Below are 12,966 nucleotides of genomic sequence, written 5' to 3' on the forward strand. Positions count from 1 at the left end.
AGAGGGAGGGGATGTGAGCTATCGAATTGAACGTGACAGCATGGGCGATGTACAGGTGCCCGGCGATGCCCTCTATGGCGCGCAGACACAGCGTGCGGTGGACAACTTCCACTTCAGTGGCCAGCCGTTGCCCCAAGCCTTTATCCGCGCCGTGGCGCTGATCAAGCAGGCCGCTGCCGGCGCCAACCGTGAACTGGGACTGCTGCCGGCAGGGCTGGCGCAGGCCATCGAAACCGCCGCACAGCGGGTGGCCGATGGCGAGTTCGCCGATCAGTTTCCGGTGGACGTCTACCAGACCGGCTCCGGCACCAGCACCAATATGAACGTCAATGAAGTGCTGGCGCGACTGGCCAGTGACAGCGCCGGTGTGGCTGTCAGCCCCAATGACCACGTCAATATGGGGCAGAGCAGCAACGACGTTATTCCCTCCGCCATCCATGTCAGTGCGGCCATCGCCCTGCAGGAGCGGTTGTTGCCGGCGCTGGAGGAGTTGCAGCAGACCATCGCTGCCAGGGCCGCCGACCTGCAATCGGTGGTGAAAACCGGCCGCACCCACCTGATGGACGCCATGCCCCTTACCATGGCCCAGGAGCTGCAGGCCTGGCAGTCGCAAATTGCCTTCTGCCGCGAGACCCTGCAGTCCGGCCAGCAGCAGTTGCTGGCCCTGGCCCAGGGTGGCACTGCCGTGGGTACCGGTATCAACGCCCATCCCGAATTGGCCTCCCGCCTGTGTGCCCGATTGCAACAGACCACCGGCCTGGGTTTCCATCCGGGCGACAACCGCTTTGCGTTGCTGGCGGGACAGGAGCGGGCGCTGCTGGTTTCAGGGCAGCTGAAAACCCTGGCGGCAGCACTGATAAAAATCGCCAATGACCTGCGCTGGATGAACTCCGGTCCGCTGGCGGGGCTGGGCGAGATTGCCCTGCCGGCGCTGCAGCCGGGCTCCTCCATCATGCCTGGCAAGGTCAATCCGGTGATTCCGGAAGCGGTCTGCATGTCGGCAGCGCAAGTGATCGGCTATGACGCTGCCATTACGGTGGCGGCGCAGTCCGGTAACTTCCAGCTCAATGTGATGTTGCCACTGGTGGCAAACAATCTGTTGCAGGGTATTGATCTGCTGAGCAATGCGGCGGTATCTCTGGCCCGGCAGGCCATCGATGGTTTCACCGTCAACCACGCTAATCTGGAACAGGCGCTGACCCGTAACCCTGTGCTGGTCACGGCGCTCAATGCCGAGGTGGGTTACCTGAAGGCGGCGGCGATTGCCAAGCGCGCCTACGCCGAAAACCGTCCCATCCTGGAGGTGGCGCGGGAGGAGACCGGCCTGCCGGAAGAGCGGCTGCAAACACTGCTGGATCCGGCGCTGCTCACCGCTGGCGGTATTCCCGGCAGCGATCGCTGAGTCGGCGCTTGCGCACAGGACATTTGCTCACGTGCGCGTTACAGTAGCGGCCTGCCGGTCGCCGCAGCTGCGCAGCCGGTGTTGAGTGAGCCACGACCCAGGTCGAAAAAATCAGAGCCAGAACAACAACCAGAACAGATAAACAGGAGTCTCGGATATGAGTCAGTTGTCAGACATTAACGTCACCACCATCGACGGTCGCGACATCAGCATCGGCGACTACGCCGGCAAGGTGTTGCTGATTGTGAATGTGGCCTCCAAGTGCGGTCTTACCCCCCAGTACGAACAACTGGAAGCACTCTACAAGGCGCGCAAGGATGACGGTCTGGAAATCCTGGGTTTCCCCAGCAACGAATTCCGCGGCCAGGAGCCCGGCAGCAACGAGGAGATCATCGAGTTCTGCCGCAGCACCTACGGCGTCGACTTCCCCATGTTCAGCAAGATCTGCGTCAATGGTGACGAGCGTCACCCGCTCTACCAGGAGCTGTTTTCCCAGCTGCCGGAGCGCACCCTGGATCCTGAATCCGGTTTCCTGGACAAACTCAAGGGCTACGGCATTCCGGTAGAAGATGACGCCGTGGCCTGGAACTTCGAGAAGTTCCTGGTGGGCCGTGATGGCAAGGTGGTCGGGCACTTTGCCCCGGATGTGAATGCCGACAACCCGATTCTGTTGCAGGCTGTGGAGGCCGCACTGTCAGCCTGATCCGGTAACACCGGAATTGGCTTCAGAAAAAGCAGACGACTGTATCCGGTCGTCTGCTTTTTTTGTGCCGGTTGATAAGCTTCACTATCAACCGTTCTCGATGTTGTACTCCGTTTCCCACGCCTGCAATGTTTGCAATATCTCCTGCCTGGCCTGCGCCGGGTTGTCCGCAATGTCGGCGACAAAGCCCGGCACAGGTTTGTCACCTGGCATGTATTTCAGTGACCAGCGCATCAGACCGCCAATCACATAGAGCAGCTCCTTGCCCTTGGTGGTGAGGTAGTACAGCTTGCGCTTTTTGTTCTCCGGGTGGGTGATCCAGCGGATCACATCCTGCTCCTGCAGCTTTTTCAGGCGGTTACTGAGAATGTTGCTGGAGATCCCCTCGGGACTTGACTGGAACTCCTGGAACTCGTGCTTGCCCAGCAGCAGGTCGCGCACGATCAGCAGTGTCCAGTGATCGCCGACAATATCCAGGCAGTGGGCCAGGGGGCAGTGGGAGCGTGACAGGTGTTCGTTTTTGGTAACCATGATCGCAGTAACGGTTTCGGGTTAAATGGTCAGGAAATTTTAACTTGCATTATGCAAGTCATGGGTCTAGTTTGGTTGCATTATGCAAGTATAGGTGCATTGGCATCCAAATCCAATTGCACCTGAAGCCACTGAAACTGAAACCATTGAAGTTGAAAACACGAAAAGCTGACACACAAGACACCGGAATCCAGCGGCACCTGAAAACCCCGCGTACCTGAAAGCAAGGAGACTCACATGTTCACCATCTACGGCTACAACACCTTCAACCCGGAAAAGGCGATGCTCGCAGCGGAAGAGCTGGGTATCGACTACCGCTATGTAAAAGTGGAGCTGGGCCGGCAGGAGCACAAAAGCCCCGAACACCTGGCGCGGCACCCGCTGGGCAAGGTGCCGGTGCTGGAGCACGACGGCAACTTCATCATCGAAAGCGCGGCCATCAGCCGCTACCTCTCCCGCCTGCATGACCACCGGCTCTATGCCACCGACCCGCTGCAGGCGGCTCATATTGATGGTGTGATGGATATGTTGATCTGCCATGTGGGGCCGCAGGCCGGCACCCATTTCTGGCAGGAGGTGATCCGACCCGGTTTCTTCAAGGAGCCGACGGATACCGCCATGGTAGACGGGGCGAAGTTGTTACTGGGCAGTGTGCTGCCGGCCCTGGACGCCTTCCTCTCCGATACCGAATTTCTCTGCGGTGACGAGGTGACCCTGGCCGATACCACCGCCTTTCCCTATTTCCGGGTGCAGGAGAGCACCAGCATGGACATCAGTGAGTATCCGCACCTGACGCGCTGGTACAAGGCGTTTGCTGCCCGCCCGTCGGTGCAGCGCTTGTTGGATAAACTGGCATCGCAGCCGACGCTGCTGCCGTCAGCGTGAGCGGAGGGAAGCCCATGTCAGCCGCAGAACTTTCCGGACTGGAACTGATTCACGCCATTATCAACGGCCACATACCACCGCCCTCCATTGCGCAGGGCATACCCATGGGCATTCGCTCTGCTGAACATGGCAAAGTGGTATTCGAAGCCAGCGCCGACGAGCGTCACCTCAACCCCATGGGCGGCGTGCACGGTGGTTTTGCCGCCACCGTGCTGGACTCCGCTACCGGCAGTGCGGTGCACTCGGCGCTGGAGGCGGGCACTGGTTTTGCCACGGTGGACCTGAATGTGAAGATGGTGCGGCCGGTACCGCAGCGGCGCACCCTGTTGGCCGAGGGTAACCTGCTGCATCTCTCCAGGACTATTGCCATTTCCGAGGCGTCGCTGAAGGATGAGTCGGGTAAGCTCTACGCCCACGCCACTGCGACCTGCAAAATCCTGCGCGATTGATGCTGTCAGGATGACGGCGCCCCTGCCGGAGGAGTATCCGGCAGGGGCTGCCACAGCCAGGGACTGGCGTTCAGCAGCCAGCGGCCGCAGGTGATGGCGCAGCGCAGCAGCCGCGGCGCAGACGCCGTTGCAATAATCTCTGTATGCACCTGCAATTGCAGCAGGTGTCCCCGCGTAAAGTCCATCAATAGCAGCCCCGCCTGCGGGTTTTGCAGCAGGTTGCCCAGGGTGCAGAAGAAGCCGTTGCCAGGGTAGTCCTCAAACAGCAGGCGATTTTGTTCATCCACTTTGATGAAACCTGGTACGCCACCGCGATGGGACAGGTCCAGTCCGCGATTGTACAGCCGCTGGCCGTCGTCAAAGCCGCTGGCGATAAACAGGGTGTCCGCCTGTTGCACAAACGCCAGTGTGTCGGCGTCGGGGTGGTGGAAGGCCTGCTGCGCAAATGCGCCGTAGGCGGGATTGGGCAGGCGCTGGCGGCGGGTAATGTATTTGGGGCAGTTGCCAAAGCTTTGCTGGCAGCCCACGGTCAGCCGCCCGGCGATGTGCTCTGTCACAACGCCGTTGAAGCGATTGCGTCGCCGGCTGTGAAACTCGATACCGAGCAGACCGATGGGCGCCCCCTGTTGCAGGGCGATCACGGCTGGATCCGACGGGTGTGCCCCGTCCGTGCTGATCGACAGGTGTTGCTGGTCTGGCGTGCGGATAAAACCCGGCTCGCCGAACAGCGCACTGGCGTACAGTTGACCATCGTTGGCCCGTGCCGCAAACAGCAGCAGCGGCAGGGCTCGAAAAAAACGCTGGTGCTGTTCGGGCATGTACTGCCTCACCACCCGGGGGCCCAGCTCTGCCATCACTTCCAGACTGCCGTGCTGTTGTTGCAGTCGCAGTTCGCCCGGGTGCCAGGGCAGATCTGAAGTGCTCACCTGTCTCACCCCGGCACGGCAATGAATTCAACCCGCAGGCCGTCCGGAATCAGGCACATCATATGGGCTGCTGGCCCGCCGGCCAGCGCTTCCGGTGCAAACTCAATGCTGACTTCCGGCAACTCGCTCAGGCGCTGGTGCAGGTCGTGCAGGTCGGGGATATTTGCCACCCGCAGGGCAAAGTGGTGCAGGCCGATGTTGTGGTGTCGATCGAAAGCTGTCGTCGGGCCGGTATCCCGCGCCTGCCAGAGGGTCAGCATCACGCTGCCATCACTGACAAAAACGGCTGGGTAATCGGGCTTCTCTCCCACTTCCCGGAACCCCAGTTGCTGGCAGAAAAAGTCGGCTGTGCGGCGGCAGTTGGAAACGGTAAGGCCGAGGTGGTGTAGACCCTGGGTGATGGCGGACATAGGGCAAATCCCTTTGTTGTGTGTGATGAGTGGTGTCATGGCTGACGCCTGGGCGTTGGGGGTGTACAGATCTGTACACCCTTCCTGGCAAGGTTAGGTGAACAGATCTGTCTATGTCAAGGAAGGAGGGCTATACTGACGCCAAAGTGATGAAGTGGGGAGGTCTCATGGCTGCGCAGCCGCGTCGCGAACTGTTGCTGGATACCGCCCAGCGCCTGTTCAGTGCAGAGGGGTATCACGCTACCGGTATCGACCGCATCCTGGCGGAGTCCGGGGTGTCCAAGGCAACGCTGTACAAGCATTTTGCCAGCAAGGAGGAGTTGGTATTGGCGGTATTGCGACGCCGTCATGATCAGTTTCTGCAGGCCATGGAGCGACACCTGCAGGCGGCTGAAGGAGAGCCGGTGCTGCAGGTGTTTGACCTGTTGCACCAGTGGTTTCACAGCGGGGACTTTCACGGCTGCAACTTTATCAATGCCAGTGCCGAGTACGCGCAGGAGAGCCCGGCCATCCTGGCCTGCACCCGTCAGCACAAGGCCAGTGTGCGCCAGCTACTGGAGCAATGGTTGCCAACCGTGCCGGAGGTCAGTCGTGCTGGTCTGGCGGAGCGGCTGGCGCTGTTGATGGATGGCGCTATTGTCTCCGCCCAGGCGGGGGGGAATGCGGATGCGGCCCTCACGGCCCGCGATATGGCTCGCTCGCTGCTGTCTCATTATCGGCGCTGAAGGATTGTCCGGCGTGCAGCCACTGCCGGATCTGTTGCGCGATCCACGCCGGCGCGTCCTCCGGCAGGTCGTGACCGCCGCCGGGGTGGGCGTGCATCTCCGTGGCCGGGTTGCTGCTGCGCCAGTGGACATAGAGCGCGGTGCTGCAGGCAGGGCTCACCAGGCGGTCACCCAGTGCTCGCAGCAGCAGTACCGGCTGGGTAACCATGGCGGGCTGGAAGGCCGACGCCGCCTGCAGTTGCCGCAGCAGACCGCGCAGGTTGATCCTGCTATCGCCGTAAAACGAGGCCCAGCGCTCAGCGATCAGCGACCTTTTCTCCTCGCGATTGATAACCCATTGGGCTACCCGCTTCTCCAGTAACTCCGGACGGCGCAGCAGGCGCGCCAGCATGGCGCTGCCCAGCAACTGCAGCAGAGCCGGTTTGGCGATGCGTTGCGACAGCGGGCTCAGGGTACTGCTGGTGTTGATCAGCACGGCACGGCTGATTTCATCGGGGTAGCGGGCCATCCAGTCGGCGGCCACCATGCCACCGAGGGAGATGGCCAGCAGGTTGACCGGTCCATCCACCAGCAGCTCTTCACTCTGCTTGCGCACAAACTCCACAATCGCAGCGATGTTGTCCGGTGCGGGGAAGTTACGCGCCCGGCCGAAGCCGGGCAGGTCGACACAGATAAAGTCGTCATGGGGGAAGGCCTCCGCCATGATGCCGATAAACTCTCCCCAGTGGCGACTGTCGCGACCGAGTCCGCGCAGCAGCACCCAACGGCGCCCGTGGCGCACGGGCAGCAGGGGTTGTTGACTATTGGTGTGCATACCAGAGTTACTGTTCATACCAAAACTTCCGGGCTTCCTGTTGCAGTTGCCGGGCGCGCTCGTCAGCAGGCAGCCACTTGTTGTGCGCGCGTACAGCGCGAATCAGAAACTCCATTAAAACGATGTGGCCGCGCAGGGCGCGTCGCAGGCGGTGGGGTGCCACCGGGTTGAAGAGCCCGTCGATATTGGCCAGCTGGCGGGGGTTCTTTTTCACCCAGCGCCAGGAACCCATCTCCAGGGTCAGCGGCAGGAATGGGTTGCCGGTCGCCAGCGACTGCCTGTAGAGATAGTCCCACAGATCACCGTGGCTGGTGTAGTGTAGCGCCTGGGGCTCAAACACATAGTTGAGGTGGGGGTAGGTCTGCTCCAGCAACTGTTTCAGGGCGTAGGTCTCGCCGAGGTGCGGAATGGGCTCGCGGCTGCAGGCGTAGGGAAACCAGATACGGTCTTCAAAGCCGAAGCCGGAGTGGCAATCCAGTACCAGGCTGAAGGGGGCGGGGAACAGTTCGCGCTGCACAAATTCACACAGCACCTGCGCCTCTTTCTCCATGGGGGCGTTCTTTTTGCCCCGGTACCAGGGAATGCGACGGGACACCCGTTGCCCGCCCACCGGAAACGGCGGGCGCACTTCGGCGTCGATGGGCGCGTTGCGCATCAGGTCCACATGGTTGCCGTTACTGCGGGTGCCGCGGGCGTAACCCACCGGGTTGAGCAGCGGGATAAACAGCACCCGCAACCGCTCCAGTCCGGAGATCAGTGAATCGTCCCAGCTCAGTCGCTGTACCAGGGTCTCCATAAACGCCACCACCACTTCGGCCCCCACCCGCTCCAGGCCATGTACGCCACCGACAAACGCCAGGCAGGGCACATCCTCCGACTCCGAGCCCAGCGCCATGGCGTGGATCGGGTAGGTCTGGCCCTGGTGTTCCACATCGGCCAGCTTGCTGACCCGCAGGTGCGGCGAGGTGATGCTGTGCAGGCCGTGCAGACGGTTGAGCAGTGCGGTGTCGGTGATGGTAGTACTCCGTGAATGACGGCTTGCGGGCAGAGCGCAGGGCTTCGCGCTAGCATAGCAAAATCGGGTTGCAGAAAGACTGCGGTTTGAAATACGACAGAATTTCTGAAGAATAGTGCTCATTTTTGCCGGGCGTTTGTTGTGTCAGGTGCCAGTGTTCGGGGAGAAGAGCGTGACAGAATTACATCGGGGTTTGCCCATGCCGCGCCGCGCAGTAGCGGCGTTCGGGGTTTGCAGCGGCGGCCTGATGCTGATGATTGACGCCAATATTGCAAATATCGCACTGCCCACCATTGCCCGGGAGCTGGGCATCGAAAGCTCCAAAGCGGTGATGGTGGTGACGGCCTACCAGCTGGTGCTGGCCATGGCGCTGATGCCACTGGCGGCGCTGGGCACCCGCATCGGTTACCGGCGCCTCTACTGCGGCGGCCTGGTGTTGCACAGCCTCGCGGCGCTGCTCTGTTTCAGCGCCGACTCCCTCCTCTCGTTAGTGATGGCCCGCTCCCTGCAGGGCATAGGCACCGCCGCGGCCATGAGCGTCGCCTTTGGGCTGGTGCGCACCATCTACCCACCGGAGCAGCTGGGGAAAGGGCTGGCCATTAACACCATTGCCAATGCCAGTGGTTCGGCGCTGGCACCGGTGGTGGGTGGTCTGGTGTTGTCGGTGGCGGATTGGCCCTGGGTGTTCGCTGCTGCCATTCCGTTTTCCATGCTGGCGCTGCTGCTCAGTCGTGCCATGCCCGACCCTGACCCCCACATGGAGCCCTTTGACCTGCTCGGTGCGGCGCTCTGTGCGCTCACCTTCGGGCTGCTGATCGGCGGCCTGGAGCTGACGACTCACGGGCCCAGTCTGTGGCTGGCGGTTGCAGTACTGGCAACGGGCGGTGCGGTGGCCTGGTGGTTTGTGAAACACGAACTGAGCGTACCGCAGCCGGTGCTGCCGGTGGATCTGTTGGCTCGCCTGCCCATGGCGCTGGCGTTGCTCTCCAACTTCAGTGCTGTGCTGGCCTCCATGACTGTGCTGCTGTTCCTGCCGTTTATGTTGCAGCACAGCTATGGACTGTCGCCGGCGGAGGTGGGCGGTGTGGTGGCGGGATACGCCGCGGCCAGTGTGATGATTGCCCCCACCTCCGGATACCTCTCTGACCGCATCCCGGTGGTCTATCTCTGCAGTGCGGGCATGTGCGTGGCTGCCATTGGGCTGGTCACCATCGCCCTGTTGCCGGCGGATGCATCGCGCTTCGATATGGTGTGGCGGTTGTGGATCACCGGTGCCGGGTTCGGCATGTTTTTCTCCCCCAATGCACGCCTGATCATCGCCTCGGCGCCTACCAAACGCTCGGCCTCCGCCGGCAGCGTGGTCACCACCTCACGTATGGTGGGGCAGGCTACCGGAGCCACTATTGTGGCGGGTCTGCTGGCGCTGAACTTTGGCGACACCATGGTGCCGGTCTACTGTGCGCTGGTGCTGGTGGGAGTGTCAGGGGCGATCTGCCTGGTGCGGCTGCGGGATCACAAAAGTCCGGACGCCACCTGAAGGCCTGCGAGCCGGTAAGGCTCTGGTGGCCCTTGTACCCCCTGACAGCGCGCCGTAAACCGCCGTTGCGATGCTGCCGGATGGCCCTCAGGATGACTGGCTGTTGTCGTGTTGTCCCCAGCGGGCAACTTGCAAGCCTCTGTTCCATCACCCAAGGTTATAGCTGCAACCATGCAATTGCGGGCAATAGGGAGGGTGATGCGGTGAGTGTGCTTTTGTTGCTTATCAGCGCGCTGGTGCTGATTTATCTGGGAGCTGCGGGGTCCACCGCCGCTGCGGTGCTGGTGGTCGCCGCGCTGGCGGGTTGGGCGCTGGATGGTTTCGGGCTTATCAGCCTGGTGTGTGGCGGTGCCTTGCTTGGGCTGAGCCTGGTGTTGGTGTTGCCGGGGCGCTGGCGGAGGGAGCTGGTCAGCCGCCCTATGCTTGGGTTTGTACGTGGGCGACTGCCCAAACTGTCCGCAACCGAGAGCGAGGCACTCAAGGCTGGCACGGTGGATTGGGACGGTGAGCTCTTCTCCGGCCAGCCGGATTGGCAGCGGCTGCTGGATACCGCGCCGGCCACCCTCAGCAGCGAAGAGCAGGCATTCCTCGATGGCCCGGTGGAAGCCCTGTGCGGGATGCTCGACGACTGGGCCATCACCCAGGAACACTACGACCTGCCGCAGCCGGTGTGGCAGTTTATCCGCGATAACGGTTTCTTCGGGCTGCTGATTCCCAAAGAGCAGGGTGGCAAGGGCTTTTCCCACACCGCTCATTCCGAGATCGTCATGAAACTCTCCACCCGCAGTGTGTCGGCGGCGGTGACGGTGATGGTGCCCAACTCTCTCGGTCCCGGTGAGTTGCTGATGCACTACGGTACTGACGAGCAGCAACAGCACTACCTGCCGCGTCTGGCCGGTGGCGAAGAGATCCCCTGTTTTGCATTGACCTCACCGGTGGCAGGCTCCGACGCCGGTGCCATTCCCGACCTGGGGGTGGTGTGCCGGGGGCAGTGGCAGGGTGAGGAGGTGCTGGGTCTCAAGGTCACCTGGAACAAGCGCTACATCACCCTTGCGCCTGTTGCCACGTTGATCGGGTTGGCCATCAAGGTCTACGACCCGGACAAGTTGCTGGGCGGCGGGGTGGATATCGGGGTTACCTGTGTGCTGGTGCCGCGGGAGACTGCAGGGGTGAATGTCGGTGCCCGCCACCTGCCCATGAATACCGTGTTTATGAACGGGCCTACATGGGGCAACGAGGTGTTTATCCCCATGTCCCAGGTGATCGGTGGCCAGGCGATGCTGGGCAAGGGCTGGACCATGCTGCTGGAGTGTCTCTCCATCGGTCGCTCGGTGTCGCTGCCGGCGTTGGGCACCGGTGCCGGTAAGCTGGCGGGCCTGGCAACCGGCTCCTACGCGCTGGTGCGGGAGCAGTTCGGCCGTACCATCAGCCAGTTCGAAGGGGTGCAGGAAGCCCTGGAACCCATCGCCGGGTACACCTTTATGATGGACGCCGCCCGCCTGCTGACCGTGGGAATGCTGGATCGCGGTGTAAAACCCTCGGTGCCGTCGGCGCTGCTGAAATTCCGCAACACCGACCTTATGCGGGTGGTGATCAATCACGCCATGGATGTGGTGGCCGGCCGTGCGGTGATCAGCGGGCCGCGCAACTTCCTCGCCAGCGGCTACCAGGCGGTGCCCATTGGTATCACCGTGGAGGGGGCCAATATTCTCACCCGCAGCCTGATGGTGTTCGGGCAGGGGGCCATTCGCTGTCACCCGTTTATTGTGCAGGAGATTGAGGCCGCTGGTCTGGAGAATCGCGACCAGGCGGTGGCGGCACTCGACGGTGTCTTCTACCGGCACCTTGCCCACACTGCCCGCAATGGTCTGCGGGCGTGGCTGGGGGCGCTGACCAGCGGGCGCCTGGAGGCGGTGCCGGCGGCGGGTGGCATTGAGCGTTATTACCGCCAGTTGAGCCGCTTTTCGGCGGCGTTTGCCCTGCTGACGGATGTGTCACTGCTGACTCTCGGCGGGGCGCTGAAGGCACGGCAGCGGCTGTCAGGACGGATGGCGGATTGCCTGGTGCAGCTCTACTACGCCAGCGCGGTGATCAAGCAGTGGCACGAAGAGGGCTATGCCGCGGAGCAGCGACCGCTGGTGGAGTGGTGCCTGCAGAGCTGCCTGCGGGATCTGCAGCTGGCCATGCACCGCCTGATCCTCAACTTCCCGGTAAAAAGCCTGCGCTGGCCACTGCGGTTGTTGCTGTTTCCGCTGGGCGCCGTTGGTCACAAGGGTCCAGGTGACAAGCTGGGTGGCGAAGTGGCGGCCAGTATTGTGCGCGACACGCCACTGCGTTTACGGGTGGCGCGTGGTTGCTACCTCAATACCGAACCGGATGACGCCCTTGGTCGAGTCTTGAATGCCTACCGCCTTGCCAACGAGACCCGCCCACTGCGCGAGCGTTTACACACTGCCATTCGCGAGCGCGAGCACGATGAGCCGGAAGCGATTGATATGCTACTGGGTCATCAATATGCCGAACTGGTGGAGTGGGGTTGTGCCCGGGGCGTGGTGAAACCGGAGGAGCGGGAAGGGCTGCTGGAGGCGCTGCGGGCGCTCTATGACGTGATCCGGGTGGATGCCTTTGACGCGGATGGGCTGCGGGAGTTGGCGGAAGCTACTGAGGGCAAGCGGCAAGTAGTGGCACGGCCCGCCGATACGACTCCTTAGTCATCGCGGCGGGCAGTGTGAAAAGATCGCCCGGGGGATAAGGTGAATTTCGGCGCAGCCGGGAGAGGAGATGGTCTGGGCCACCGGGCTCCCACAAGGGCAGCGACACATCGTAGGAGCGCGGTCCCCCGCGCGATCTTTTGGGGCGGTTGGGGTTACAGCCCCTTAATAATGTCCGCGTAAAACTCGTCAAACCCGGTAAAGTTGGTATCGTTCTGGTCACAGCAACGGATACCACCGGTCTTGATGTTGTAGACCCAGCCGTGGATCTGCACCTTGCCGGTGGCCAGCTTGGCGGCGACTGTTGGGTGGGTGCGGATGTGCTGCACCTGCTGCAGTACGTTCTCTTCAATCGCTTCGTTGAGGTGATCGTGGCCAATGGCGCAGCCGGCTTCGATATCGTTGCGCTCGCGCACAATCTCCATGGCAGAGCGGCAGTGACCCAGCCACTCCTTCACGTGCGGCAGGCCTTCCACGGAACTCATGTCCAGCGCGCCCTTGATGGCGCCGCAGTCGCTGTGGCCGCAGATGATGATGTGGCGCACTTTCAACACTGCCACCGCATACTCGATGGAGGCGGTCATGCCGCCGGTCTCGTTGCTGTGGGGCGGGATGATGTTGCCGGCGTTGCGACAGATAAACAGGTCGCCGGGGTTGGTGCCGGTGAGCAGGTTGGGGTCAATGCGCGAGTCGGAGCAGGTGACGAACAGGATGTCCGGGTTCTGGCCGGTGGCGAGGGTGCCGAACAGGTCCTTGTGTTCCGGGTAGACATTCTGGCGGAAGTGCAGCACGCCCTTGACGATATTTTCCATGGCTGGTCCTTTTTCTTTTCTCTCAGGTTCAGTCTTTCAGTTTCAG

General features: G+C 62.1%; 13 protein-coding genes. 7 read left to right on the forward strand and 6 right to left on the reverse strand.

Going from position 1 to position 12,966, the window contains the following annotated elements; translation table 11 throughout:
• Window positions 1–40: 40 nt before the first annotated feature.
• A complete protein-coding gene (locus GSF27_RS13715) occupies window positions 41–1,402 on the forward strand; it encodes a lyase family protein (RefSeq protein ID WP_160970242.1) in 1,362 nt (453 codons plus the stop codon).
• Window positions 1,403–1,559: 157 nt separating this feature from the next.
• Complete coding sequence (locus tag GSF27_RS13720; protein WP_160970057.1) at window positions 1,560–2,105, forward strand: glutathione peroxidase; 546 nt, start codon at window positions 1,560–1,562, stop codon at window positions 2,103–2,105.
• An 87-nt stretch (window positions 2,106–2,192) separates the two neighbouring features.
• Here the strand turns inward: GSF27_RS13720 and GSF27_RS13725 are convergent, their stop codons facing one another.
• Complete coding sequence (locus tag GSF27_RS13725) at window positions 2,193–2,636, reverse strand: helix-turn-helix domain-containing protein (RefSeq protein ID WP_160970059.1); 444 nt, start codon at window positions 2,634–2,636, stop codon at window positions 2,193–2,195.
• A 237-nt stretch (window positions 2,637–2,873) separates the two neighbouring features.
• Here GSF27_RS13725 and GSF27_RS13730 point away from each other — a divergent pair, with 237 nt between their 5' ends.
• Both GSF27_RS13730 and GSF27_RS13735 read left to right on the forward strand, forming a co-directional pair.
• A complete protein-coding gene (locus tag GSF27_RS13730) occupies window positions 2,874–3,521 on the forward strand; it encodes a glutathione S-transferase family protein (protein ID WP_160970062.1) in 648 nt (215 codons plus the stop codon).
• Between the two features lie 14 nt (window positions 3,522–3,535).
• The gene (locus tag GSF27_RS13735) at window positions 3,536–3,970 is read left to right on the forward strand and encodes a PaaI family thioesterase (RefSeq protein WP_160970064.1); all 435 of its coding nucleotides are present in this window, start codon (window positions 3,536–3,538) and stop codon (window positions 3,968–3,970) included.
• A gap of 5 nt (window positions 3,971–3,975) precedes the next feature.
• Here GSF27_RS13735 and GSF27_RS13740 read toward each other — a convergent pair whose 3' ends face one another.
• Entirely contained in the window at window positions 3,976–4,896 is a 921-nt protein-coding gene (locus tag GSF27_RS13740; protein ID WP_160970066.1) for a flavin-nucleotide-binding protein, read from the reverse strand.
• A 5-nt stretch (window positions 4,897–4,901) separates the two neighbouring features.
• Window positions 4,902–5,306, reverse strand: coding sequence for a VOC family protein (locus GSF27_RS13745; RefSeq protein ID WP_160970068.1), 405 nt, complete (start codon window positions 5,304–5,306; stop codon window positions 4,902–4,904).
• 167 nt (window positions 5,307–5,473) lie between these two features.
• On the opposite strand from GSF27_RS13745, the gene GSF27_RS13750 reads away from it, so the two are divergent.
• Window positions 5,474–6,031: a TetR/AcrR family transcriptional regulator gene (locus GSF27_RS13750; RefSeq protein ID WP_160970070.1), complete on the forward strand. Its 558-nt coding sequence runs from the start codon at window positions 5,474–5,476 to the stop codon at window positions 6,029–6,031.
• On the opposite strand, the gene GSF27_RS13755 is transcribed toward GSF27_RS13750, so the two are convergent.
• Both GSF27_RS13755 and GSF27_RS13760 read right to left on the reverse strand, forming a co-directional pair.
• The gene (locus GSF27_RS13755; protein WP_160970072.1) at window positions 5,982–6,863 is read right to left on the reverse strand and encodes an alpha/beta fold hydrolase; all 882 of its coding nucleotides are present in this window, start codon (window positions 6,861–6,863) and stop codon (window positions 5,982–5,984) included. The two genes, GSF27_RS13750 and GSF27_RS13755, sit on opposite strands and share 50 nt — an antisense overlap.
• Window positions 6,853–7,983 (reverse strand): DUF2817 domain-containing protein, encoded by a 1,131-nt coding sequence (locus GSF27_RS13760; protein ID WP_160970074.1) that lies wholly within the window; start codon window positions 7,981–7,983, stop codon window positions 6,853–6,855. Before GSF27_RS13760 ends, GSF27_RS13755 begins: the two co-directional genes overlap by 11 nt.
• Window positions 7,984–8,032: 49 nt before the next feature.
• Between GSF27_RS13760 and GSF27_RS13765 the strand changes: the two genes are divergently transcribed.
• On the forward strand, window positions 8,033–9,397 hold the full coding sequence (locus GSF27_RS13765; protein WP_160970076.1) for an MFS transporter: 1,365 nt from the start codon (window positions 8,033–8,035) through the stop codon (window positions 9,395–9,397).
• 203 nt (window positions 9,398–9,600) lie between these two features.
• Window positions 9,601–12,108, forward strand: coding sequence for an acyl-CoA dehydrogenase (locus GSF27_RS13770; protein ID WP_160970078.1), 2,508 nt, complete (start codon window positions 9,601–9,603; stop codon window positions 12,106–12,108).
• Between the two features lie 155 nt (window positions 12,109–12,263).
• Here GSF27_RS13770 and GSF27_RS13775 read toward each other — a convergent pair whose 3' ends face one another.
• The gene (locus tag GSF27_RS13775) at window positions 12,264–12,920 is read right to left on the reverse strand and encodes a carbonic anhydrase (RefSeq protein ID WP_160970080.1); all 657 of its coding nucleotides are present in this window, start codon (window positions 12,918–12,920) and stop codon (window positions 12,264–12,266) included.
• Between the last annotated feature and the right edge of the window lie 46 nt (window positions 12,921–12,966).

Origin of the sequence: Pseudomaricurvus sp. HS19 (assembly GCF_009857815.1) — a bacterium.
Lineage (GTDB): Bacteria > Pseudomonadota > Gammaproteobacteria > Pseudomonadales > Cellvibrionaceae > Pseudomaricurvus.